The 25,170-nt window shown below is 70.9% G+C and carries 17 protein-coding genes and 1 pseudogene; 10 read left to right on the top strand and 8 right to left on the bottom strand.

Features of this window, described 5'->3' with window-relative positions:
• The first annotated feature begins 10 nt into the window (after nt 1-10).
• From ACFT7S_RS01610 to ACFT7S_RS01580, 7 genes are read left to right on the top strand one after another with little or no spacing between them, the layout of a single operon-like run.
• Nucleotides 11-352, top strand: a complete 342-nt coding sequence (locus ACFT7S_RS01610; protein WP_382725419.1) for a hypothetical protein — start codon at nt 11-13, stop codon at nt 350-352.
• On the top strand, nt 343-726 hold the full coding sequence (locus ACFT7S_RS01605; protein ID WP_382725418.1) for a GPW/gp25 family protein: 384 nt from the start codon (nt 343-345) through the stop codon (nt 724-726). The genes ACFT7S_RS01610 and ACFT7S_RS01605 overlap by 10 nt, the downstream gene beginning before the upstream one ends.
• Entirely contained in the window at nt 723-3,902 is a 3,180-nt protein-coding gene (locus ACFT7S_RS01600; protein ID WP_382725415.1) for a putative baseplate assembly protein, read from the top strand. Before ACFT7S_RS01605 ends, ACFT7S_RS01600 begins: the two co-directional genes overlap by 4 nt.
• Entirely contained in the window at nt 3,899-7,672 is a 3,774-nt protein-coding gene (locus ACFT7S_RS01595) for a putative baseplate assembly protein (RefSeq protein WP_382725412.1), read from the top strand. Before ACFT7S_RS01600 ends, ACFT7S_RS01595 begins: the two co-directional genes overlap by 4 nt.
• 22 nt (nt 7,673-7,694) lie before the next feature.
• On the top strand, nt 7,695-9,854 hold the full coding sequence (locus ACFT7S_RS01590) for a hypothetical protein (RefSeq protein ID WP_382725409.1): 2,160 nt from the start codon (nt 7,695-7,697) through the stop codon (nt 9,852-9,854).
• Nucleotides 9,855-9,913: 59 nt separating this feature from the next.
• Nucleotides 9,914-11,485 carry a DUF6519 domain-containing protein gene (locus ACFT7S_RS01585; RefSeq protein ID WP_382725406.1) on the top strand — a complete coding sequence of 524 codons (1,572 nt, stop codon included), beginning with the start codon at nt 9,914-9,916 and terminating at the stop codon, nt 11,483-11,485.
• A gap of 27 nt (nt 11,486-11,512) precedes the next feature.
• Nucleotides 11,513-12,397, top strand: a complete 885-nt coding sequence (locus ACFT7S_RS01580) for a peptidoglycan-binding protein (RefSeq protein ID WP_382725403.1) — start codon at nt 11,513-11,515, stop codon at nt 12,395-12,397.
• Nucleotides 12,398-12,534: 137 nt separating this feature from the next.
• On the opposite strand, the gene ACFT7S_RS01575 is transcribed toward ACFT7S_RS01580, so the two are convergent.
• From ACFT7S_RS01575 to ACFT7S_RS01565, 3 genes are all read right to left on the bottom strand, one after another.
• Nucleotides 12,535-13,929: a hypothetical protein gene (locus ACFT7S_RS01575; protein ID WP_382725400.1), complete on the bottom strand. Its 1,395-nt coding sequence runs from the start codon at nt 13,927-13,929 to the stop codon at nt 12,535-12,537.
• Nucleotides 13,930-13,950: 21 nt separating this feature from the next.
• Entirely contained in the window at nt 13,951-14,895 is a 945-nt protein-coding gene (locus tag ACFT7S_RS01570; protein WP_382725397.1) for a hypothetical protein, read from the bottom strand.
• Between the two features lie 68 nt (nt 14,896-14,963).
• A complete protein-coding gene (locus tag ACFT7S_RS01565) occupies nt 14,964-15,491 on the bottom strand; it encodes a hypothetical protein (protein WP_382725395.1) in 528 nt (175 codons plus the stop codon).
• A gap of 546 nt (nt 15,492-16,037) precedes the next feature.
• Here ACFT7S_RS01565 and ACFT7S_RS01560 point away from each other — a divergent pair.
• From ACFT7S_RS01560 to ACFT7S_RS01550, 3 genes are read left to right on the top strand one after another with little or no spacing between them, the layout of a single operon-like run.
• Nucleotides 16,038-17,252: an RCC1-like domain-containing protein gene (locus ACFT7S_RS01560; RefSeq protein WP_382725392.1), complete on the top strand. Its 1,215-nt coding sequence runs from the start codon at nt 16,038-16,040 to the stop codon at nt 17,250-17,252.
• A complete protein-coding gene (locus tag ACFT7S_RS01555) occupies nt 17,242-18,429 on the top strand; it encodes an RCC1 domain-containing protein (protein ID WP_382725390.1) in 1,188 nt (395 codons plus the stop codon). Before ACFT7S_RS01560 ends, ACFT7S_RS01555 begins: the two co-directional genes overlap by 11 nt.
• 9 nt (nt 18,430-18,438) lie before the next feature.
• The gene (locus ACFT7S_RS01550; RefSeq protein ID WP_382725387.1) at nt 18,439-19,614 is read left to right on the top strand and encodes an RCC1 domain-containing protein; all 1,176 of its coding nucleotides are present in this window, start codon (nt 18,439-18,441) and stop codon (nt 19,612-19,614) included.
• 58 nt (nt 19,615-19,672) lie between these two features.
• Here ACFT7S_RS01550 and ACFT7S_RS01545 read toward each other — a convergent pair whose 3' ends face one another.
• From ACFT7S_RS01545 to ACFT7S_RS01525, 5 genes and pseudogenes are all read right to left on the bottom strand, one after another.
• Complete coding sequence (locus ACFT7S_RS01545) at nt 19,673-20,233, bottom strand: hypothetical protein (protein ID WP_382725384.1); 561 nt, start codon at nt 20,231-20,233, stop codon at nt 19,673-19,675.
• Between the two features lie 325 nt (nt 20,234-20,558).
• On the bottom strand, nt 20,559-22,970 hold the full coding sequence (locus ACFT7S_RS01540) for a GTPase-associated protein 1-related protein (protein ID WP_382725382.1): 2,412 nt from the start codon (nt 22,968-22,970) through the stop codon (nt 20,559-20,561).
• A 121-nt stretch (nt 22,971-23,091) separates the two neighbouring features.
• Nucleotides 23,092-23,337 (bottom strand): DUF397 domain-containing protein, encoded by a 246-nt coding sequence (locus ACFT7S_RS01535; protein ID WP_382725379.1) that lies wholly within the window; start codon nt 23,335-23,337, stop codon nt 23,092-23,094.
• Nucleotides 23,334-24,185, bottom strand: coding sequence for a Scr1 family TA system antitoxin-like transcriptional regulator (locus ACFT7S_RS01530; RefSeq protein ID WP_382725376.1), 852 nt, complete (start codon nt 24,183-24,185; stop codon nt 23,334-23,336). Before ACFT7S_RS01530 ends, ACFT7S_RS01535 begins: the two co-directional genes overlap by 4 nt.
• Nucleotides 24,186-24,341: 156 nt before the next feature.
• A pseudogene (locus ACFT7S_RS01525) lies at nt 24,342-25,041 on the bottom strand (leucine zipper domain-containing protein); the annotation flags it as partial.
• Nucleotides 25,042-25,170: the final 129 nt, after the last annotated feature.

Raw genomic sequence — 25,170 nt, 5'->3', positions numbered from 1 at the left:
GAGAGGACTCTTGTCCACAAGCTCAGGGACCATCGTCAGCGCCGCCGCCACACTCCACTGCCCGCACGGCGGCCGGGCATCCGCCACCTCGGCGCGCTCGGCCGTGCGCCTCGACGGGCTGCCCGTGCACACCGCATCCGACACCTTCGTCGTGACCGGGTGCCCACACACCGTCGACGGGGTGCCGCACCCGTGCACCACAGTCCGGTGGAGCCCGCAGACGGGCGGCGTGCTGATCGACGGCGCGCCCGTTCTGCTGCACACGAGTGCGGCGCACTGCTTCAGCTCGGCGCTCCTGCCGCAGGGACCACCGGTCGTGACCGCGGCGCAGCAGGGGGCGACATGCCGATGAGGACCGTACGCAGCGACATCGCGTTCCCGTTCCGCAGCGACCGGCGCGGGAGGACGGCTCACGCCGCGCACGACGAGCATGTGCGGGATCTGGTCGAGCAGTTGCTGTTCACCAGCCCCGGTGAGCGGGTGATGCGGCCCGACTTCGGTTGCGGGCTGCTGGATCTGGTGTTCACACCGAACAGCCCCGAGCTGGCTTCGGCCCTGGAGCTGTCGGTGGAGGCCGCGCTGCAGCGCTGGCTGGGCGAGCTGATCGATGTGGAGTCCCTGGACGTGGTGAGCGAGGAGAACGTGGTCCGGGTGTATCTGCGCTATGTGGTGCGCTCCACCGGGAGCCGGCGCGACGAGGTGTTCGAAGGGAGCGGGCCCGCATGAGCAGCCCGAGCAGGGATTTGGTCTGCCGTACGGAGGGCAGGCGAGGCATGGTGCGTGCGGCACGGCTCGACGGCGTGGACGCGGTGGAGGCCGGGGACGACGGTCTGACGCTGACGGTGACGTTCCTCGGCAAGGCGCCGCACGGGCTGTGCCCGGAGAACATCCGGATCGACGGCGGCCGCCGGATCACGGGTATCGAGGCGGTCGAGGTGACCGTGGAGCGGGAGGAGGACCCGGAGCTCGACGACCGGCTGCTCGTGACGGTCGACCGCACCGGGGACACTTCGCGTTACCAGCTGTCGGTCGTGGACACCGATCCGTACGGGCGGCCGGGTACGGAACCGTTCCCCGGGTTCGACCAGCGGTACTTCCGGGCGGAGTTCGAGTTCCGGCCGGACTGCCCCACGCCCTTCGACTGCGCGGAGGATTCGGCGGGCCGTGGCCCCGGCCCCCGTACCGAGGCGCCCGTCATCGATTACACGGCGCGCGACTACGACTCCATTCGACGGCTCATCCTGGACCGGCTCGCGCTGACCACACCCGACTGGGTCGAGCGCAACCCCGCCGACCTCGGCGTCACCCTCGTCGAGCTGCTGGCGCACATGGCGGACCGGATCAGCTACCAGCAGGACGCGGTGGCCACCGAGGCGTATCTGGACACCGCCCGCAGGCGGGTGTCGGTGCGTCGGCACGTGTGGCTGATCGACTATCCGATGCACGACGGATGCAATGCCCGTGCTCTCGTCACCGTCGAGGTGACGAAGCGGCTGACGCTGCTGCCGGGTACGTTCCGTTTCGCCGCGGTCGACGTCCGTAAGCTGGGGCCGCGCGACCGGCCCGAGATCGGCACCGTCATCGAGGACCGCGAGCTGGCGATGCTGGCCGAGCGCGGGTCGGTGGAGGTGTTCGAGCCGGTGGTGGCCGGCGAGCCGGCCGAGCTGCGTCCCGCGCACAACACCATCCGCCTGTGGACCTGGGGCGACGAGGTGTGCGCCCTGCCGAAGGGCGCGGTGTCGGCGACTCTGCGGGACGAGTGGACCGACAAGAAGTGCACGGTGCGGGCGCTGGCCCTGGCGCCGGGCGATCTGCTGCTGTTCGAGGAGGTACGCGGGGCGCGTTCGGGTACGCCGGGTGACGCGGATCCCGCGCACCGGCAGGCCGTACGCCTGACCTCGGTCACCCCGGGTGTGGACACGTTGTGCGACCAGCCGGTGCTGGAGGTCACCTGGGCCCGGGAGGACGCGCTCGCGTTCCCCGTGTGTCTGTCGACGCGCGGCGGGCCGGGCTGTGAACCGGTGGCGGACGTGAGCGTCGCGCGGGGCAATGTGGTCCTCGTCGATCACGGCAGGTCGCTGACGTTCGGCGGGGCCCTGCCCGAGACGGTGGTCGTGCCGCCGGAGCCAGCCGTGCTCGGTTCCTGCGAGCCGTCCGGCTTCGGGTGCGGGGACTTTGACGCGGGCAACGCGACGGCCCGGCTCCTGGGCGAACGTCTGGAACAGACCCGGCACGGACGGCTGCTCACCGCCGAGCAGATACGGGAGCTGTCGACGCAGGTCGGCGACGATCAGGTGACGCGCGCCGGTCTCGGCCTGGAGCTGGCGGGGCGACGGCGCGAGAAGGTCGTGCCGGGCACCGCGTACGAGCAGGCCGAGGCGCTGGCCACGCTGCTCGCGCAGGTTGTTTACCCGGGTATCCGGCCCCGGTTCCGGCCGGTCCTCCAGCGCTCTCCCGTCGTCCAGGCTGCGCCCTTCCCGCTGCCGGAGCACGTCTGTGCCGGGCAGGCCGACCGGCTGGCGGCCGTGCCCGGGCGGGTGCGGGAGCGGCTGGTGGAGCTGTGGCGCAGCGCCCGTGACTGCGACGGGCTGACCGAGGCGGAGATCGATGAGCTGACCGTGCTGTTCGGGTTACGGGCGCTGGAACATGTGGCATTGCACCGTCACCCGGTACGTGCACTGCGCGAGCTGCTGCACCGCAGCGAGCGGCTGCTGGCGCCGAAGCTGCGCAGGCTCCATGTGCTGACGGCCCGGGCCCGCGCCGGTGCGGTGCTGGACGCGGGCATCGCCTGGGAGATCGCGCACAGTTGGGGCCCCGGCTACGCGACCGGGCTGCACCCGGAGGAGCCGGTGCTGCGGGGACCGGCGGCCGCCCTGGTCCAGGATCCGCGTGCCGCGCTGCCCGCCGTGACGGGCGTGGACGGCGACGAGATGTGGACCGCGCGGCGGGATCTGCTCGCCAGTGGGCACCGGGACCGGCATCTCGTCGGTGAGCTGGAGGACGACGGGCGGATCGCCCTGCGGTTCGGCGACGGGCGGCACGGTGCCCGGCCGCGGCCCGGCGCCCGGCTCGAGCTGCACTACAGGCTCGGCGGCGGCACGGCGGGCAACGTGGGGGCGGAGGCCGTCAACCATCTGGTGCTGCGACGCGATTTTGATATCGAGGACGCCGGGGCGGCGCTGCCGGTCGCGGGGGTACGCAATCCGCTGCCCGCCGTCGGCGGAACGGAGCCCGAACCAATGGAGCAGGTACGGCAGTTGGCCCCGCTCGACCTGAAGCGCACCCGGCAGCGCGCGGTGACGGCCGAGGACTACGCCGCGCTGGCCTCCGGGCTGCCGGGGGTGCAGCGGGCGGCGGCGGAGATCCGCTGGACGGGCAGTGTGCAGGAGGCCCATGTCGCCGTCGACACGCTGGGGGCCGGGGAACCGGCGCCCGAGCTGCTCGACTCGGTGGCGTACACGCTGGAGAGCTACCGGCGGATCGGACACGACCTGGTGGTCGGCCCCGCGAGCAACGTACCGCTGGACATCGCACTGTCGGTGTGTGCGGCACCCGGCCATCAGCACGGGCAGATCCTGGCCGAGCTGTACCGGCTGCTGGGCAGTGGGCGATTGCCGGACGGGCGGCTCGGCTTCTTCCATCCCGATGCCCTGGTGTTCGGCGAACCGGTGCGGCTCAGCCGACTGGTGGCCGCAGCGGCCGCGGTACAGGGGGTGGCGAGCGTGACGGTGACCAGGCTGCGCCGGCTCTTCGACGACGTGGCCGGGGACGACGGAGACGACACAGCCCTGGAGGCAGGCGTGCTGCGGCTCGGCCCGCTGGAGATCGCACGGTGCGACAACGACCCGGACCGGCCCGAGAACGGGCGGCTGACCATCGAACTCGCCGGAGGTACCCGATGAGCGAAACGGGCAACTGCGGCTGCGGCTGCGGCGGACACGACGAGCGCCGGGCCCCCGAGGCCCTGTACAACCCGCCGGGGCGTACGGCACTCGACTACCGGGTCGGGGACTACGGCTCGTTCCTGGCAGCCATGGTGGACCGGCTCGCCTCGCCCGCCTATCCGGCGCTGCGGGGGCTGACGGTCCGCACCCCGGACGATCCGGCGATCGGGCTGCTTGACTCGTGGGCCGTCGTCGGCGACCTGCTGACGTTCCACTCCGAGCGGATCGTGGACGAGTCGTATCTGCGCACCGCGAACGAGTACCGCTCACTGGCGCTGCTCGGGCGCCTGGTGGGGCACCGGCCGAGGCCGGGCATCGCCGCCGACACCCATCTCGCGTACACCCTGGACCAGGACCCGCGGGGTGCGGACGTGGAGGTGGTCATCCCGCGCGGGGCGCGCAGCAACAGCGTTCCGCTCACCTCCCAGGAGGAGTCGCAGGTCTTCGAGACGGATGCCGATCTCGCGGCCCGCGCGGCATGGAACGAACTCGCGGTGCGCCGGCGCAGGCCGTCGTTGCTGACCGAGCAGGATCTGACCCGGCGCTCCGAGATCCAGGTGGCGGGCACCACGACCGGACTGCAGACCGGCGACCGGCTGCTGTTCGTCTTCAAGGGGCAGCAGGGGGGTGACGGTCAGCAGGGACAGCGGCTGCTCCGCACCGTGGCCCGGCTCCGCGTCGACCGTGAGGACGAGGTGACGGGGATCGGCCTACAACAGTCCGCCCCGCCGTCGCTGGGTGAACTCGTGGCACTGCTGCGCGAATGGATCACCGAGGACGACCGGGCGGTCGAGGACGGCGAACCCACCCCCGACAACCCCAACCCGCGTCCGGTCAGCCGGTTCATCGCGGACTTCGACGCCCAGGTGCTCGCCCCGCTGCGGTCCGATCTGGACTCCATCACCTCGCCCTCCCGCCTCGCGGCCAGGCTGGCGGAACCGCACGAGCGGCTGGCCGAGGCACAGGCCGTCGCCGGAGCGTACGAGGACGTCGCCGCCTGGTTCGAGCAGCTGGAGGCAATGGTCGGCGAAGTGATCGCGCAGGCAGCCGAGTTGGAGCCCTCCAGGCCGGCACCCGACGTACTGCGCGCTGCCGCGCCGGCCGGCTCCGCGGCGCTGCGGGCGCTCGGCGCGGTGCTTCCCGCGCTGCGCAGCGACGTCGTACGGCCCGGTTCCCGTGCCGGGTCAGTGTCGGCGGACGCCGGTGCGGACCGGCTGTCGGCTCCGGGCTCCGATCTGGGAGCGCGGCTGCTTGCGGCGCTCGACCCGCGGATCGCCGACGGGATGTATCCGGCGTGGCGGCAGTCCGCCCCCACCGCGCCGCCGCTCCTGCACGAGGTGCAGGCGATGCGGGTGACGACGGCACCGTTCGGCGCGATGGCGCCGCTGCGGCCCGTGCAGGACGAACGGGGGCGGGTGATCAGGCAGGCGGACTGGCCGCTGACCGGCTCGGCGCTGACGACGATGCGGGTGGTGTTCGACACGGCGGGCAAGGTCCCGGTGCGTGCCGAGTTCCAGCACACCGAGACGGGTTCGTCGGTCCAGCAGTCGGAGAATCTGCCGTCGGAGGCCACGTTCGACCTGGGGCCCGGCCGGGTCACGATCAGGACCCGGGCCGGTCAGGACCACGATCTGAGCTGGCTGAACAGGCGGCCCGCCGACTCGCAGGAGCCGGGCATCACCGCCCAGTTGCACGAGGGGCTGCCCGAGCGGACGCTGTTCGTCTCCCGGCCCGCGGACGACGGCCGGGTCCATGTCGCCGTGCACAACGGAGAGCCCAGGAGCTGGCGTCTGGCGCCCGGCGATCACGAGCAGATCAGGCACGAGGGCTACGAGCTGACCGTGCGGTACACGGTCGGCAGCGAACCGGCGAATGTGGTCATCGGCATCGCGACGGTGCCGGAGCCCGCCAACCGGCAGGTGATCGCGCTCGACTCGGTGCAGGACTCGATCACGGTCGGCAGCTGGGTCGCGATCGAGCGCCCCCGCAAGGGCGCCGAGGGACCGGACGGCATTCCGGGCGACGAGAAACTCAGGTTCGTCACCACCAGGGTCACCTCCGTACGCACCGCCGTGTACACCGACTTCGGCATCACCGGCCGCGGTACGGAGCTGACCCTGGCAGACCCCTGGCTCGACGAGCACGATGTGCTGCTCTCCACGGTCAGGGACGCGACCGTGCACGCGGGCGGGCAGGGGCTGCGGCTCGCCGACGAGCCGCTCGGCGAGGACGTGCACGGCAACGAGCTGGAACTGGCCGAACTGTACGACGGGCTGCGCCCGGGCCGGCAGCTGATGGTGTCGGGGGAGCGCACGGACGTCCCCGCGGCGCAGGCCACCGAACTGGTGACGATCGCGGGCGTCGAGCAGGTGCTCGACCCGCTGCTGCCCGGCGACCATGTGCACACGAGGCTGACCCTGACGACGGACCTGGTCCACCGCTACCGGCGGGCCACCGTGCGGGTGCGGGGCAATGTGGTGGGAGCCACGCACGGCGAGAGCCGGGAGGAACCGATCGGCAGCGGTGACCCGGACCGGACCAACCAGACGTTCGCCCTGTGGCAGTCACCGCTGACCTGGCTGCCCGCCGACAACCCGCTGGGGGCGACCCCGGTCCTCGAAGTGCGGGTCGACGGGCTGCTGTGGCACGAGGTGGACAGCCTCGCCGGGCGCGGGCCGCGCGAGCGGGTCTACGTCAGTGGGGTGGCGGGCGACCGGACCACGGTGACCTTCGGTGACGGGGTGCACGGAGCCCGGCTGCCAGGCGGGCACGAAAACGTCCGGGCCCGCTACCGCTTCGGCACCGGCCGGGCCGCCAACGTCCGGGCCGACCGGATCACCCAGGCGGTCACCCGGCCGCTGGGTGTCACCGGGGTCACCAATCCGCAGCCCGCGACGGGCGGCGCGGACGCGGACGGCCCCGGAGCGACCCGGTCCACGATCCCGCTCGCCGTATCGGCGCTCGACCGGCTGGTGTCGGTCGCGGACTACGAGGACTTCGCCCGTGCCCGTGGCGGGATCGGCCGGGCGGTGGCACGTGAGATCTTCGACGGCAGGCGGCGGATGCTGCATGTGACGGTCGCCGGGGTGGAGGACATCCCGATCGCCGAGGACTCCGATGTGCTCACCGCGCTGCGCTCCTCGCTCGCCCGGTACGGAGACTCCCGGCTGCCTGTGCGCGTGCAGGTGCGCGAACTGGTCCTTCTGCTGCTCGCGGCGAAGGTGAAGGTGGCCCGCGACCACAGCTGGCAGGTCGTCGAACCTCGGCTGCGCCAGGCCCTGTTGGCCCGGTTCGGCAGCTCCCGGCGCGAGCTGGGCAGCCCGGCGCACCTGTCGGACGTGCTGGCGACGGCCCACTCGGTGCCCGGCGTCGACCATGTGGACGTGGACGTCTTCGGCGGAGTGCCCGCATCCCTCACACCCGACGATCTGCCCGGGCTCGCGGACGCGCTCTCCGAGCCGCGGGCGACGGTCCCGGCGCGGCTCGCCGCGTACGACGAGGACGTGCACCGGGTGACCGCGCCGGAGGGCGAGACGCTCACCGAGGTCGCCGCCCGGTACGGCATCGCGCTCGGCGAACTGCTGCACCTCAACCCGGACATCACCGACACCCGGCGCCTGGAGAAGGGCCGCGCGGTGTTCGTCTTCCGCGGGATCCGGCCCGCCCAGCTCGCCCTGTTGTCACCGGATGTCCCGGACACGCTGATTCTGAACGAGGTCACCGGATGAACACCCAGGAAAGGAGCCTCGCATGAGCAGGGAACCGGACGGGCTCGCGGAGCTGCTCCCGCAGTGGCACCGGCTGCGGGACGCCGAGGAAGGGGAGCCGCTGCGCGCACTGCTCGCGGTGATCGCCGAACAGGTCGACCGGGTGCGTGAGGGGGTCGAGCAGAGCTACGAGGACCTGTTCGTGGAGACGGCCGCGCCCTGGGTGCTGCCGTATCTCGGCGACCTGGTGGGCTACCGGCCGCTTCCCGGCTACGAGCGCGTCCAGTCGGCCGGGCTGGGCGGCGGGGGCGACGGCGATGCCCGCGCGCGGCTCGCCGAGGCGCTCGCGCCGCGCCGCGATGTCGCCGCGACGGTCGCCAACCGCCGCCGCAAGGGCACCCTCGCACTGCTGGAGGAGCTGGCGCAGGAGGTCGCCGGGTGGCCGGCCAGGGCCGTGGAGTTCTCCCGGCTGGTCTCCCACCAGCAGCCGGTCAAGCTGTACGGGACGGGGGCGGCGACCGACGACGTACGCAGGCTGGGCCGCGGCAGGCTGGCCGACGTACGGGAGGGTTCCCAACTCGACCTGGCGGGCGGTCCGTTCGAAACGACGGCGCGGTCCGTGGATGTGCGCAGGGCCGGTTCGGTACGCCGCCAGGGCGGCCATTCCCCGGCCGGCGTCGGGCTGTTCGTGTGGCGGCTGAAGCCGTACCACGTGACCCGGGCACCGGCGTACTGCATCGACCGCGCCCGCAGTCTGTACACGTTCTCGATCCTGGGCAACGACAGTCCGCTGGTGACCCTGCCGGTGCCGGAGCCGTCGGCGACGCACATCGCGACCATCGACAATGTCCCCGCGTACATCACCAGGCGGCAGCTCGCCGACCGGCTCGCGGACTACTACGGGCCGGGCAAGAGCTTCACGGTCTGGCGCGACGGTCAGGACGAGCCGGTGCCGATGTCGGACATCGTCGTCGCGGACCTGACGGGCTGGCGCTACCGCCCCAAGCTCGGGCAGGTGGCCGTGGACCCGGTGCTGGGACGGATCGCCTTCGGGTCCCGTTCGGCGCCCCGGCAAGGGGTCTGGGTCACCTACCACTACGCCTTCGGCGACGACACCGGCGGCGGCGAGTACCCGCGCGAGCGTGTCACATCGCCCGCGGCACGGCTCTACCGGGTGGGCCCGGGGCAGGGCCACCAGCGGATCATGGACGCGTACGAGCAGTGGCGCACTGACCGGCGGGCGGGGCACTGCGGCCCCGAGGGCGTCATCGAGATCACGCACAGCGGTGCCTACCAGGAGCAGCTCGACTTCGACCTCGATCGCGGCGACCGGCTGGAGCTGCGTGCGGCCGAGGGCTGCCGTCCGGTGATCCGGCTGCTCGACTGGTACAGCAACCGGCCCGACGCGCTCAACATCCGGGCGCAGGAGGACGGTGAGGGCGATGCTCCCCGGATCGTGCTGGACGGTCTGCTGATCACCGGGCGCGGGCTCCACGTCAGCGGACCCGTCGGCGCGGTCGTGCTACGGCACTGCACGCTCGTACCGGGCTGGTCGCTGGAGCCGGAGTGCGACCCGCACTCGCCCGAGGAGCCGAGCCTGGTCCTGGACCGGACGACCGCGTGCGTGTCCATCGACCGCAGCATCCTCGGCACCATCGAGGTGATCGGTGAAGAGGTGAGCCACGACCCGCTGCCGATCCATATCCGCGACAGCATCCTGGACGCCACCGGCCACGACCGGGCCGCGCTCTCCGCACCGGACTGCCGCCATGCACATGCTGTGCTGCACGCCCACCGCACCACGGTCATCGGCGAGGTCCACACCCACGCGGTGGAGATCGCCGAGAACAGCATCTTCACCGGGCGGCTGCGGGTGGCCCGGCGCGGCATCGGCTGCCTGCGGTACTCGTACGTGCCGCCCGGCTCCCGCACCCCGCGCAGGCACCGCTGCCTGCCCGATCCCGTGGGCGCCGAAGAGGCGCAGCCGGTACGTCCGCTGCTGAGCAGCGAGCGGTACGGCACACCCGCGTACGGGCGGCTCGCCGACGTCGGTCCGTGGCAGATCCGCCGGGGCGCCGACGACGGCTCCGAGCTGGGCGTCTTCCACGACCTGTACGAACCGCAGCGCGAGGACAGCCTGCGGGCCCGGCTCGCCGAGTACACCCCGGCCGGTACTGACGCCGGGATCTTCCCCGTCACCTGATCCCCGTCACCTGACACGACTTCTTCCGACTGCCGAACTTCCAAGGGGGACCCCTTCCCATGCACGCAGACATCTCCCGCATCACTTTCCGGCCGGACCGGCACTACTCGGCGGTCATCGCACAGCAGGGCCGGGTACAGCTCGACGCCGATGCCAATGAACAGGCCGCCATCCAGCTGCTGCGGGCCCGTACGACCGCGGCCGATCTGATCGGGCAGCACGGCGGCCCGCGCGGTGCCACCGGCTTCGGCCTGACTTTCGTGGGCGGCGGCCGGGAGCTGGACGATCTGTCCATCGGCGGCGGCCGCTACTACGTGGACGGCATCCTGCTGGACGCGACCCGGCCGGAGCCGGGCGTCCCGGCCGAGGCCGAGGACGACACTGTCGCCGACGACGGCGAGGCGCCGGCCGCTGCCCCGGCGACCTGGACGTACTGGGACCAGCCCGACGGATACCGGGATGCGGAGCGCCCCGGCGACCGGCTGCCCACCCAATTCCCGTACCTGGCCTATCTCAAGGTGTGGGAGCGCTCGGTGACCGCGGCCGAGGACCCGCTGCTGCGCGAGGTGGCGCTCGGGTCGGCGATGCCCGACACGGCGGCCCGGCTCAAGACCGTGTGGCAGGTGCTGCCGCTGCCCGGCTCGCAGCTGGAGCTGGAGGACGGGGCGACCAAGGACGAGGTCCGTGCGGCGTTTGCGCGGTGGACGGCGGCGCAGGCGCCGACCGCGCGGATGGCGGCGCGCAGCCGGCGTCCCGAGCACGCGGACGAGGACCCCTGCCTGGTGAATCCGGACGCCCGGTACCGGGGGCCGGAGAACCAGATGTACCGCGTGGAGATCCACGAGGGCGGCCCGGCGAAGGACGCCACTTTCAAATGGTCGCGGGAGAACGGTGCGGTGACCTTCCCGGTCGACGAACTCGACGGAACCTGGGTGGAGTTGGCCTCGCTCGGCAGCGACGACAAACTGGATCTGAACGTCGGCGACCAGGTGGAGTTCGTGGACACCGCCTACACCAGCCGGGGCGAGCCGCTGCCGCTGCTGCGGATCGAGGAGGTCGATCTGCCGGGGCGGCGGGTGCGGCTCTCGGACGAGCCTGATCCTTCGGTCGGGCGGCGCCCCGAACTCCACCCGTTCCTGCGACGCTGGGACCAGCGCTCGGGTTCCGGGCACGGAAGCGGCTCGGGCCGTACGAAGCGGGCCGCCGCGAAGCTGCGGGGCGGCGCGGTCCGGATCGAGGAGGGCGGCTGGCTTCCGCTGGAGGACGGCGTGCTCGTGTACTTCGAGCCGGGCAGGACGTATCGAACCGGTGACTTCTGGACCGTTCCGGCCCGTACGGCGACGGGCGACGTCGAGTGGCCGACGGACGCGGCCCGCCGGCCGCTGCTGCAGTCCCCGCTGGGGATACAGGTCCACTATGCGCCGCTGGCCTGGGTGTTGGGAGAGGCCACGGTCCCGGATCTGCGGATGACGTTCGCACCGTTGGCTGCCGTCATCCCCGCCGCCGACGAGGAGGAGCTGGCCGCGGAGGCAGCGGCCGAGGCGGAGGCCACGGCGGCGGAGACGGCTGCCGCGGCCGGTTCGGCCCCGCGGCCGGTGGGGCAGGACGACGAGGGACAGCCCGAGAACTGACGCGTCACCTGGGAAAGGAACACCACGATGGCAACGCCTCTGTCCGCCGACAGACTGCTCAAGGCCCTCCGGGACGAAGGTCTGCATGTTGTCGAGCACCGGAGCTGGCGCACGCACAACCGCAACCACAAGGGTCCGTGGGGGCCCATGCACGGCGTGATGATCCATCACACCGTGACCTCGGGCACCCAGAACTCCGTGGACATCTGCTACAACGGCCATTCGAGCCTGCCGGGTCCGCTGTGCCACGGGGTGATCGCCAAGGACGGCTCGGTCCACCTGGTCGGCAACGGCCGCGCCAATCATGCCGGACTCGGCGACGACGACGTCCTGCGCGCGGTGGTCAACGAATCGGCGCTGCCCGCCGACAACGAGGCCAACACCGACGGCAACCGCTCCTTCTATGGCTTCGAGTGCGTCAACCTCGGCAACGGCACGGACCCGTGGCCGGCCGCCCAGCTGGAAGCCATCGAGAAAGCGGCGGCCGCGCTGTGCCGGGCACACGGCTGGACCTACCGCTCGGTGATCGGCCATAAGGAGTGGCAGCCGGGAAAGATCGACCCGCGCGGGTTCACGATGGACTCGATGCGCAGCCGGATCAAGGCACGTCTCGGCGGCAGCCCCGACGGTCCGTCGAAGCCGCCCGCGCCGAAGCCCCCGGCGACGTACGAGCCGTTCCCCGGAGCCGCGTTCTTCCGGGCGGGTCGTCACAGCCCCGTCATCACGGCGATGGGAAAGAGACTGGTGGCCCAGGGCTGCGGAAAGTACGAGGTCGGCCCGGGCCCGGACTGGTCGGAGGCCGACCGGAAGTCGTACGCCGCGTGGCAGCGGAAGCTGGGCTTCTCGGGGACCGACGCGGACGGCATTCCGGGCAAGTCGAGCTGGGACAAGCTCAAGGTGCCCAACGTCTGACGCGCCGTGTCCTCAATCGCCTCGACGGGCTGAAAACTCAGCCCGTCGAGGGGGTCCCCCCATGCCCTTTAGGCAATGGGGAGATTGAGGAAAAACCGGCAACCGGACGGACCCGGCAGCCCAACGCGGTCACCCCGCTAGTCGCGCGACGTGCCGTGTACCGCCCGCGCCCCGGGGGCCGTCGGCGCCGGGATCTCCAGCAGCCCCTTGTCGGCGGAGTCGGCGGGGGCGTCGGCGCCCACCGGAGTGCTGGTCATCGGCCGTGCGGCGGCGCACCGCTGCTTCTCCGACTCGGACATCGGGCCGGTGCGCTGGAGGATGCGGTCCGGGACCGCGCGCGACGGACCGTCGATGACGGCGTGCAGGCGGTAGTCCTCCTTGTTGCTGTGGAACCAGCCCTCGATCCGTTCCCGGCTGGGCTGGAGCTCGACCCAGCTCACCTCGCCCGGCTGGATCTTCTCCTCGATCTCGCGCCGGTCGCTGGAGAACCACTGCCAGGGCCTCTGCCAGCCCTTCTCGTAGGCGAGAGCGAACTGCGTGGCCATCGGGCGTTCCTTGAGGCGCTTCTTGTCCTCCTCGCGGTCACCGGTGCTGGGCAGCCTGGCCACCTCGTTGAGCGCGAGGCCCGCGTCCACATAGGTCTGCGCGATGCTGTCGTGGGTGCGCTCGGCGTAGCTGAGGACCCGGGTGTGTTCCAGTGGGTTGCGGGTGCAGTTGATGAACGCCTCGCCGATCACCCGCGCCTGGCCGTAGTAGCGGAACGACATCCGGGTGTCGGGACGAAAAGCGCACGCGTTCTCGCCGTTGCAGGAGGCCGCGGCGTTGTGCAGGGTCTGCTGGCGCTCATTGCCCTTGTACGCCTCCGAGCGCTCCAGGTTCATCCTGGACACCCGCTTGTCCAGATCGGGCGGTACCTCCACCGCGCGCACCTTTGCGATCATCGGTGAACAGGTCACGTGCGTACGGGAGTCGGTGACCTTCGAGGCGAAGGTGAGCATCGGCTCGTTCTCGGTGGCGGTGAACGTGTAGCTCCGGGCGGTCCAACGGCCGCTGCCCGCCCTGCCTTTGGTGCGGTCGGGGTCGCCGGCCGTGGTGACGGCCTGGACCGTTCCTCCGGAGCCGTCCACGGTGTACGGCTGCCCGTCGGCGACCTGTTCGGGCATGCACTCCTTCGACACGGCCGGGCTGTCCTCGTAACTGACCGTGATCTTGGCGCCCGAGCGCACCCCGCGCAGTCGCTGTTGGAAGGTGTTGCTGTCCTTCTGGAGCGCGACGCCGTGGGCAGTGTCGGTGCGGCCCGAAGCGGTGGGTGAGTAGCGCTGGTTGGAGCCGGTCCAGAAGTCGATACCGACAGTGTGCGGACCGTCCCCCTTCATCGCGGGGTCGGCGAAGTCGCCGTTGAGGACGGGGACGGACTGGGACGGCGCGGCGGCACCGGCAGGGGTGGCATCGGCCGGGGTGGCGCCGAGCGCGGCGGGCAGGGCGAACCCGGCGATACCGAGCGCGGCCAGGGTGCGGAGAGGGAGTGACATGAGGGCTCCTGGGGGCGGGGGTCAGCGCTGGGCGGGCGGCAGGGCGTCCTGGCTCGTGGGCAGGACGCCGCGCGGTACGAGGCCCTGGGCGGGCACCTCGCGCAACTGGGACTGTGCCGAACGGGAGGTGTCATCGTCGCCCGCCGTGTTCCCGGGGGGCCGCTTACGGCCGCAGAGGCTGTCGGGCACGGGATAGGTCTGCGCCACGAACGTGCTGCTGTTGACCATCGAGGGGCTGTCCACCGCGATGTTGTTGATCTTGTTGCCCTGGTCGGTGACCAGGCTGCCGACCACCCGGCGCATCGCTGCACTGGCGCCGAACACCAGCATGTCGTACGGCTTGACGGTGCTCTTGTAGGCGGTGGCCTCGGTGTTGTCGACCGTCCAGGACTTGGAGTACGTGGCTTTGAAGGCGGCCTGGAACGCGAGCGACGCGGTCATGGTGCCGGACGCCTTCGCCCCGGCGTTGACGCTGGTCTTGGTGCCGTTCTCGGACGTGGGACCTTCCTTGAGGTTCGGCGTCTTGTGGTTGCTGGTGATGTCGTTGCCGAGGGAGGTGGAGACCTCGCCTGTGGCGGAGACCGTGCCCGTGGCGGTGATGCTGCCGGAGATCTCGCCGCCGATGTTGTCGGTGCTGGTGGTGCGCAATGTCACCGTACGCGTCACATCGATCGGGTCCACGGTGCAGTTGACGACCGCGTTGCCCAGGGACTTGACGGCAGTGGCGAACTCCCGGTCCTTGGTCGGGTCGATGGTGAAGGTGCAGGCGTTCCGCTTGGACTTGTTCTTCTCGCAGTACTCCAGCACGTCACTGATCTTCGCCGGCCGGTTGTCGGCGGTGAACGCGCGGGCGGTGGGCACGCTGTCCGCACCTTCTTCGGCCATCGCGGGGGCGAGCGGGGCGATCAGACCGAGGGTGATCAGGGGGAGGAGCAGCGTGGAGCGGTGCAGGGCGCGCTTGGGCATGACGGAGTTCCTTCCGGCTGTGGGATAGCTGGGGGAGCGGGGACCGAGGAGTGGGGAGCGGGGACGGCTCAGGAACCGAGCAGAGAGCAGAGCTGCGAGACGGGGAAGGGTGACGCGCTCTCGTCGGCCGAACCGGCGGGCAGGGACCCGGGGAAGTCGGCGCAGGTGGACACGACGGCCGACGCGGCGTTGTCCGAGGGGTCGGGCTTGAACGAGCCGATGGTGTCGGTCATGTCCGAGACCCCCTGCTCCTCGTCCGCACCCGTACCGGCCAGCTTCTCCATGCAGGAGCCGGAGCCGGGCGGGCACTCCTTCAGCTTCTCCTCGGCGGCGTCGATGTCCTTGCCGGCCTGGGTCGCCGCCTCCTGGGTCTTCTTCTGCTCCTTGTCGATCTCCTTGGACTCGTTGGCGTTGGTCTCGCGGTCCTTGCACGCCTGGTCGTCGGGCTTGCATTCCTCGGCGGGGGCGGCAGTTGAAGCCTGTACGGAGTGGCTTCCGCTGTATGCCGAGGCGGTGCCCGCGAGCGGGAACAGGGTGACGGCACACACGGCGGCGGCCAGCAGAGCGGGGCGGGTGGGCAGCGGACAGATGCGCATGGGGGACTCCAGGCGATCGTGGGTGGGGAGGTGGGGGGATGGACCCGCGGGAGGACCGTGGGTGACGCGCGGCCCGTGGGGGCGGGCCATCGGTCGGCAGGGGGAAGGGGCGCGGGGCGGGGCTTGGGGACGGCCCTGCAAAGATCATTAAGCGCAGGGAAAAAGTACATAAATTGCGGGCGGCCAGGCCCGGGACACACGGAAGCGACAGCCCGGGAGGGAAGCTCACCGCATCGGCGTAGTGGCGCCCAAGTCCCGTTCACGACAAGGCTCCAGACGCCTGCGGCCTTACTCCCGACTGGCCCGTCACACCCCTGCGCGAGCCCCCGGCGCCCGCCCCGTACCCCGTACAGCGGCCCGTCGCTCGGGTGGTGGCTCCGGTTCGGCGCGCGTAAACGATCTTGCGTGGACAGTCTTGAAGAGAGCGCGGCGGCCGTGACCCGGTCCGTCGGGCATCGTCGTGGGCCTCCCCTGGCCCGCGACCCGTCCCATGCCCCGGACCCGCCGCCCCGCCTCGTCCCACATACCCCACACCGAAGGACGCCCATGTCCCGTTCCACGCGTCGTACCCCGCGCCTGCGCGCCCTGGCGGCCCTCGCCGTGACGGCCACGGCACTCACCGCCGTACCGGCACTGACCCCCCTGGCCAACGCCAACGAGGGCAATCCCACCGTCCTCTCCTGGGGCGCCGGCCGCACCGGCCAGCTCGGCAACGGCACCAGCACCGACAGCCTCAGCCCCGCCTCAGTGACCAGCCTCTTCCGCGGAGACGTCGACCAGGTCTCGGCGGGCGGCACCTCGTCATCCGACTCCTTCGCGCTCGCCCGCACCGACAAGACCGTCAAGTCCTGGGGCAACAACTCCATGGGCCAGCTCGGCAACGGCGGCTCCATCAACCAGACCGTCCCCACCACGGTCCCGCGCCTGACCAACATCAAGGACGTCGCCGCGGGCGGCGGGCACGGCCTCGCTCTGGACACCAGCGGCCAGGTCTACTCCTGGGGCGACAACGCCTACGGGCAGCTCGGCAACAACCGCACCGGCGAAAGCCGCACCGTCCCGGACCGCGTCCAGGGCATGCCCCGCGTCAAGCAGATCTCGGCCGGCTGCGACTTCAGCCTCGCGCTCCTGGAGAACGGCAAGGTCTACGCCTGGGGCCGGGGGGTCTACGGCCAGCTCGGCAACGGCAGCCGTGCCGTCAGCTCCGTACCCCGCCAGGTCGAGGGTCTGGACAGCATCACCGAGATCGACGCGGGCTGCCACCACGCCCTGGCGCTGACCGCGGAATCCACCGTCAAGTCCTGGGGCTACAACCTCTACGGACAGCTCGGCAACTCCTCCACCAAGTCGTCCGTCACCCCCGTCGACGTCGACTGGCTGGAGGACGTCTCCGACATCGAGGCGGGCGCCCACCACAACTACGTGGTCACCAGCGACAGCGAGGTCTGGGGCTGGGGCAACAACCAGTACGGCCAGCTCCTGGAGTCCGACGAGGCGTTCGACTCCAACGTCTCGCGCACCAACCGCACCGCCCCCGTCCAGATCCCGCGCCTGAAGGGCGCCCAGCACCTGGCGGCCGGGGCGCGGCACGGCGTCGCCGTCACCGCCGACGACGTCTACACCTGGGGCCACAACGGAGAGGGCCAGCTCGGCAACGGCACCACCGTCCCGCGCTACGAGTCCGTGAAGATCCTCAACGAGGGCTCCGCGATCAAGGACGTGGCAGCGTCGCTGGGCGGCAACACGACCTATGCGTACTGAGACATACGGTCTCCGAGCCGCCGTGGGCGCGGTGTTGAGCGCAACCGTCGTCCTTGCGGCAGCCGCCCCGGCGCAGTCCGTGGGGACCGACCCGTGGGTCCGTTCCTGGGGAACCAACGCGGCGGGCCAACTCGGCAACAAGTCGATGGTCGACCAGCCCACGCCGGGTTCGGTCCCCGAACTGCACCGCGCGGATGTACGGGAGGTGGCGGCAGGAGGCTACTCCGACACCACCGGATTCGCCGTAGCCGCTCTCGACGACGGCACGGTGAAGTCCTGGGGCGCCAATGTCACTGGTGTACTCGGCAATGGCACCCAGACCGGACAGAGCGCGTCCGCGACCGTCGCGGGACTGACCGGTGTGACCGCGATCGCCGCGGGCCAGGAGCACGTTGTCGCCGTGAGCGGCGGCCGGGTACTGGCCTGGGGTGCCAACCAGTACGGGCAGTTGGGCAACGGGGAGACCGTGCCCCTCAATGACGGCACGGCCAACCGGCCCGTGGTCGTCCAGAGCCTCGACCGGGTGACGGACGTGGGCGCCGGCTCCGCCTTCAGCGTCGCACTCCGTGAGGACGGCACGGTGTGGACCTGGGGCGCCGGGCACAACGGCCGGCTCGGCCACGGGGACACCACGAACATCAACACGCCCCGCCAGGTGGCGGGGCTCAAGGACGTGGTGGCGATCTCGGTCGGCCTTCAGCACACGCTCGCGCTCGGCGCCGACGGCTCCGTCAGCGCGTGGGGCCACGGCGGGATGGGCCGCCTCGGCACGGATTCCCAGGACGACAGCCCGGTCCCGGTCGAGGTCGCCCACCTCGAAGGCGTGTCGAGGATCTACGCGGGCGGTCGCCACAACTTCGCCGTCCTGGAGGACGGCGAGGTCCGGGCGTGGGGCGCCAACGCCTCCGGCCAACTCGGCGACGGCACCATGACCGACCGCACCACCCCTGTCCCGATCGACGCCCTTCGCGACATCCAGGAGCTGGACCCGGGCGCCGACCACAGCCTCGCCGTCCGAACCGACCAATCGGTCGTCAGTTGGGGAGCCAACGCCGCCGGGCAGCTCGGTGACGGCAGCACCACGCCGAGCCTCGCCCCCGTCGAGGTGCTGCCTGCCGGAAGCGGCATCACCCATGTCGACGCGGCCACCAACGCGAATTCCAGCTACGCCTACTGAAAGGGCGCCATGACCACCCTGCGCACCACCCTCACCGCCACCCTCACCCTCGCGGCGCTCGCCGCACCCAGCCTCCCCGCACACGCCGCGCCCAGCGACCCGTGGGTCCGCGCCTGGGGCATCAACAACCTCGGCCAGCTCGGCAACAACAGCAACGTCAACCAGCAGACTCCCGCCGGCGTCCAGGGCATCGCCCGCGACTCCGTACGGGAGATGTCCGGCGGAGGCGACGCCGACAAGAACTCCTTCGCCGTCGCCCTCCTCAAGGACGGCACCGTCAAGTCCTGGGGCGCCAACCTCACCGGCCAGCTCGGCAACGGCACCGTCGTCGCCCAGTACTTCCCCGCCGCCGTCGCCGGACTCTCCGGCGTCAGCGAGGTCTCGGCGGGCAGCAACCACGTACTCGCCGTCCGCGGCGGACGCGTCCTGTCCTGGGGCAGCAACACCAAGGGCCAGCTCGGCAACGGCCTGACCGCCGCGGACCCGACCGGAGTGCAGAAGACCCCGGTCGACGTGCAGAGCCTCAACAAGGTCAAGGACGTCGGAGCGGGCTGCGACTTCAGCGTGGCCCTGCGCCAGGACGGCTCGGTCTGGGCCTGGGGCGAGGGCGTCAACGGCCGTATCGGCAACGGCGATAACACCGCCCGCAACACCCCGCAGAAGGTCAAGGACCTGGAGGACATCGTGTCCATCTCGGTCGGCTGCGCCCATGTGCTGGCCCTCACCGCCGACGGCACGGTCAAGTCCTGGGGCAAGAACACGGAGGGCGAGCTCGGCAACGACTCCATTGGCGACAGCAACGTCCCGGTGGACGTGCACCACCTCGAAGGCGTCGCGAAGATCTCCGCCAACGCCTACACCAACTTCGCGATCCTGGACGACGGCAGCGTCAGCGCCTGGGGCAAGAACGACGTCGGCCAGCTCGGCGACGACACGACCACCATGCGCACCACCCCGGTGCCGATCGCCCCGCTCCAGGGCGCCACGGAGGTCGTGAGCGGCTTCGACTACACGGTCGCCGCCCTGGACGACGGCTCCGTAATCTCGTTCGGCGCCAACGCCAACGCCCAGCTCGGCGACGGCACGACCACGCCAACACGTGAGCCGGTGACGGTACTTCCGGCAGGCAGCGGAGTCGCCCACGTCGCCGCGGCGACAACGGGCAAGTCCACGTTCGCGTACTGAGTCCCTGCCTGCCCCTGCCGCTGGTGATGCGCGTCAACCGGCGGCAAGGGTACGGCAGTCAGTCACACTTCAGCTCGCGCTCGGCGAACGCCACGAATTGCTTCATCAGCTTCGGCAGGGCGGTGCGCGCCGCCGTGTCGTCCTCCTCCGCGCTGTCGACCCAGAGTCGCAGGTCAATGTATTTCCCGGGCGTGAAAGGGGTCTTGGAGGGCTGGCAGACGATGTATGAGGCCGCTCCGCCGTACCGGACGATGCCCTTCTTTCCCGCGTCGATCGGGACCGGCTTCGCCTTGTCCATGCTGCTCCACTCGATGCTGTCCTCGAAGTTGCGGCGACGCGCGGTCGCCTGGAACTCCGTATCGCCGTCGATATCGAGGGCGCACGACGCCAGGTCCGCCTCCTCCGGCAGAGCGAGCGGGCGCATGCTCAACGCGCTGAAGGTGGCCTTCGTGCCGGTCGGCAGGAGGGGGGCTACGTCCTTCGAGGCGAAGGCGCCCCAGCAGATTCGCTCGGGCAGTTCCGGAACGGTTTTGGATTCGCCGTCCGAGCAGCTGGTCAGGGCTGCAATCAGGATCGCAGGACCTACGACCGTCATGGCAATCTTCTTGATTTGCTGCACGGGTACTACCCCTTGCCGTTCGAGCTCGCCATCAGGTCCCGCCCAATGGAATGAGCTGATGCTGTCTCTGTTGAGGCGGAGCCCTGGTATTCCTTGATCTGGGCAGTCGTGAGACCGGACCCCTTGGCGCCCGTCTCGACGGCGTCCCTTGCTGATTCCTTGGCCGCCTCTTCGGCTCTTACGTAACCCGAAGCGGACTCAAGGCGCGCCTTCTCCGGCCGGTCTTCCTCTGCGCGCTTCACCACGGACTCGGTGACGTCTTCCTGGATCCATCCCACGACGTCACCGCCTATGCGCGCACGGCCTCCCGGGAAGCCTCCTCGGCTCAGCCCCGCCGCACCCGCCCCGAGATCCGGCGGCCGAGCCGTCCGAGGGTGCTCGGCCGGTTCCACGCGCGGAACGCATCCGCCCGGCCGCTGCTGCCCGCGCTCTCCACGGCCTGCTCGACCTCCTTGAGGCGGGCGGGCGAGTGCGTACGTACGGCGGGGCGCAGTACGTCCCGGAGCAGGGCGTCGGCCGTGGTGTTCCATACGGTGCCCGCGTGCGGGTAGGCCGTCCAGACCCCGAAGCAGTCAGCCGCGTAGGCAGCGTCGGCCCGTAGCCGCTGGGCGACGCCGTCCGTACGGGCCGCCCGGTCGTACGCCGCCACCAGGTCGGCGTCCTCGCTGTGCACGAAGGCGTACAGCTCGGCCTCCGGACGGTCGTGGGCGAGCAGCCGTACGGCCAGGGCGCCGAACGCCCGCTCCCGGACGGCCGGTTCGACCGGTTCGGCCTGCGCGCACAGCTTGCGGGCCCGCTCCACCCAGCCCTCCTCGGCCACCCCGGAGCCCACTTCGCGCGCGAAGTCCAACAGCATCAGCGCGCCCCGCACCCGCCCCTCGATCTCCTGCGGGAAGCCGCGCAACAAGTCGTGCGTGAGCCCGGCGGCCTCTTCGTCGTCGGCCGACGCGCCCAGCGCCGCATCGACGAGCCGCGCCCACGTCCCGGCCGTCCGGTGCGCGTCCGACGTGGCCGCCTCAAGCAGCAGCCGCGCCTCCTCGGTCGTCGGCGCGCGGTCCCCCCACACCAACCCCGCAGCGGTACGCAGCACCATCGGCTCCGCGAACGGCGAAAGTCCGGCCGCCCGCAGCACCCGCTGCCACACGGCCGCCCGGTCGCCGCCCAGGGTCGCCCGAGCCTCGGCGGCCTCGGCGCACATCCGCAGATGTGGCAGCGCCTGCGTCCCCGTGAATGGCAGCGTCACCCGGCCCAACAGCCGTTCCACCGCCTCCGGATCGTCCGGCGCGATCCGGTCCAGCGCACCGAGCAGCGCCGTCCGCACATCGAACTGCTCGTCCAGCAACTCCAGCAGAGCCGGCCCGAACTCCGGATCGTCCTCGGCGAGCAGCGCGGGCGCCAACCGCCGTACGACCGCGGGAAGGAACTCCGCACAGTCCACGTCCAGCAGCCGCGCCACCCGCAGCAACTGCACCGTCCGCGCCACATCCCCACTGGTCGCGGGCGCACTCAACTCCGCCAGGATCTCCGGGCCGAGTACGCTCCCGATCGCCTCGCCGTCCGGACCTGTGAACGCGGAACGGCCGGGCAGTTCCAGTGAACCGTTCCCCCCACGCACCGCCTCCGTGACCAGCATCGCCGCAAGCGGCGCGGTCGTCGTGTCGGGCGAGCGCCCGTCGAGCGCACCGAACAGCCGGCCCACCGCGTCGAATTCGGGTCCGGTCCGGTCGTCGACACCGGGCGACGTCAGTGCCTCGACCAGCTGCCGCGTCTGCTTGGCATCCAGTGCGTACGGTCGCTCGGCAGCCCAATCGGCCGCCGACGCCCGCTCGTTGGCGCCGAGTGCGATCCCCGCACACAGTGCCGTCACAGCCAGCGGGCCGGCGGCGAAGGGTTCCCCGGGGAGCTCACCCGCCTCCCGGAACAGCTCCGGCGCCCGACTCCGCCAGATCCGCGCAGCGGTCTCTGCCCAGGCATCCTCCGACGCCCCCTGCGGCCGGGACCCGGTGCACGTATGCACACGGAGGCCGCCGCCCAACTCACGTACGTCGTCCGGCAGTACACCCACCACACGGTGCGGCGCGAGCCCCGGCTTCCGGGTGTACGTCGTGAACGTCAGCCGCTCCGCGCTCTCCCGGGGCAGAGCAGCCCCGGCCAGCGCGATCCACCGCGCCACGTCCGCACTCTGCCGCTCGACGAGCACGACCGGCGACACCGGCGGACTCTCCTCGCTCACCCGTCGCAGATCGGCGAAGACGGACGCGAGCCACGGACTGCGGGAGACGGCGAAGTCGCCCAGCCCCTCACGCACCGCCCCATGCCGCGGCGGCAGGCTGCTGAGGGGATCGGGTATCGCGCCGCCAGGCGTCACGGACACCCACTGCGGCGACCTCCACGCATCGACAGGCAACCGCCCGCCCGTCAGCCGCGTGTCCACGGGCAGATGCACCGCATGGGCGTGGAACCGTACGGGAGCGGAGCCCGCCCCGCGCACGGGCACCGTGCGACAGAGCAGCCGACTGCCGTCGGACAGCACGCTGAAGCTGAACGCCTGGGGCAGTGACCACAGTTCGGCATCCGTCGGCAGGAAGGGAGCGTCGGCCGGAAACTCGTATCCGATCAATGGCTCGATCTCGTCGAGCATCGACGCGGAGATCCCGGGACCGACCGCCGTGAACCGTCCCCCCGAAGCCTCGCTCCCCGGCGCGGCGGAGGTGTAGTGCAGCTGTGCAAGGCTCATGCGTCGGCCCTCTTCGTCCCTGCCGCGAGCGTCCCCGTTTGCACCCCACGACTGGGGGCGGGGAGAAGTCCCGCAGCCGTGGGGGCGACGCTATCAAGAGGGGGCGCACTGATGTGCGGGCTCAGGCTCCAGCGGCGTACGAGACGAAACTCGTCCAGGAACCGGGCCGGAGCGCGAGCTGCGGACCCTCGGTCACCTTGGAGTCGCGGATGTGGACGGTGTCGGGGCAGGAGGCGACTTCTACGCAGTCATCGCCGGACCCGCTGCTGTAACTGGACTTGTGCCAGGAGAGGGCGACTTCGACGCAGTCGTCTCCGGAGCTGCCGCTGAAGCTGCTCTTGAACCAGGTCAGTTCTGTGGTGCTCATACCGCTCCTCGCATCTGCCGCAACAGGCTCAGGGAGTCCTCCAGGGAAAGAGCCTGTGACCGCATCCTGGCATACCTCATCTTGAGCATGCTGACGAGTTTGGGGTCGGAGATGAGCTGCCCGCTTTCCTGCCCTTCGCTGTAGCCGAGCCAGCGGTTGCCAGGGGTCTCGCACAGCCGCATGGGCCCGTCCATCCCCGCGTGACCCGTACGCACCAGAGGCATGACTTGGACCTCAACATTGCGCAGTTGCGCATTGTCGAGCACTTGGTCAATGAGTTGCCGGGTCACTTCTGGTCCGCCCATCTGGCGCCGGAACAAATGCTCTTCAACGATGAAGCTGTACGAGGTGTTCGGCCGCTCCCGCAGCAGACGCTGGCGTCCCAGTCGTGCTGACAGTCGGTCCTCGACCTCATCGTCACCCAACGGAGGAAGTCGGTTTTCGAACAACCTCCGTGCATACGCCTCCGTCTGCAACAACCCCGGCACCAACCGGCATTCGTACGTATAGAGGCTCACCGCCTCCGCTTCCAGCTTCGCCCACTGGCGGAACCACTTGGCCAGCCCCGGCCGTCGGGACAGATGCCGTGCCGCCCCCTGGATCGTGCCGAACGCGTCAAGGACCACTTCCGCACGGTCCACGAAGTCCCCGGGAGGGAAGCGCCGGCCCTGCTCGATGGAGGCGACCGTCGGTACCGAGTAGCAGACCCTCGGCGCGAAGTCCTCCTGTGTCAGACCGGCCCGCTTCCGGAACGCCTTGATGACCTCTCCGAATGCCTTGAGGCTGTCCGAGGATTCCGGCTCCCCACCGCTCGTAACTCCACTCGTACTGCCCCCGATGTCGGCCATGTCCGGTCACCCTTCGCGCCTGTCCCCAACCGCTCCAACCCAACTGATCCATCGTCACGTTCCGTGAGGGGTACTGTCCACCGTGTGTACCCGTACGCTGACGCAGCGTACGAGTCGCTGAGTAGTTGGAAGCCCGGATTGATCAGGGTTTGGGGTGTACTGTCCCGCGAGGTTGGGGACACGGCTGGCTGGTGGCTGGCCTTTCAACGCGGTGTGGCCGCGATGGTGGTTGTAGTGGTGCAGCCACACGTCGTAGGCGGCGCGTCGTTCCTGCTCGGTGCGGTAGGGCCGGCTCGCTGTAGGCCAGCCTGGAGTGGTCGTCCACGGCGTTGTGGAGATAGCTGTAGCCACCGCCGGAGCGGTTCTTGCGGCCGGCCTGGCGGTCCAGGACCTGATGTCCGCCCCCGTCGGGGATGTTGCCGAGCTTGTTGATGTCGACGTGCACCATCTCGCCCGGGGCATGGTGCTCGTAGCGTCTGATGGCACGGCCCGTGGCTCGGTCGAGGTGGGTCAGACGGGCCAGCCGGTAGCGGGTGAGGACGCGATGCACCGTGGCGGGATTGACCCCGAGCAGGTAGTCGATGCGGGCGGGGCCCCAGCGGCGCAGGATCCGGACCTTGGTGATCCGTCTCTCGGTGCGGGTCGGAGTGCGGTGCGGACTGCGATGAGGGCGGCTCGACCGGTCGCGCATCCCGGCTTCGCCCTGTTCGCGGTAGCGGTCGGCCCATCGTTTGTCGGTGGTGGGTGAGACCTGGATGCGTTCGGCTGCCCGTCGTAGCGGCCAGCCGTCGCGCACCACGCAGAGGGCCAGGCGGAGGCGGCCGGTTTCGGTCAGGGGCGCATTGCGGTGAGTCATGGGGCTTTCTGGTTCTGCGTAGGGAAGCGCGCGGGTTCGTGAAGTCTCAGGGGGCGAAACAGGGAAACCCGCGCGCAGATCGGCCTGTTTAAGGGCCGTGGGCGCGCGGGTTGGGGCTTGTGGTGGTGT

The sequence above is a fragment of the Streptomyces sp. NPDC057136 genome (assembly GCF_042670885.1).
GTDB lineage: Bacteria > Actinomycetota > Actinomycetes > Streptomycetales > Streptomycetaceae > Streptomyces.
The sequence above is the reverse complement of the archived record's forward strand: the minus strand, read 5'-3'. Positions and strand labels throughout refer to the sequence as shown.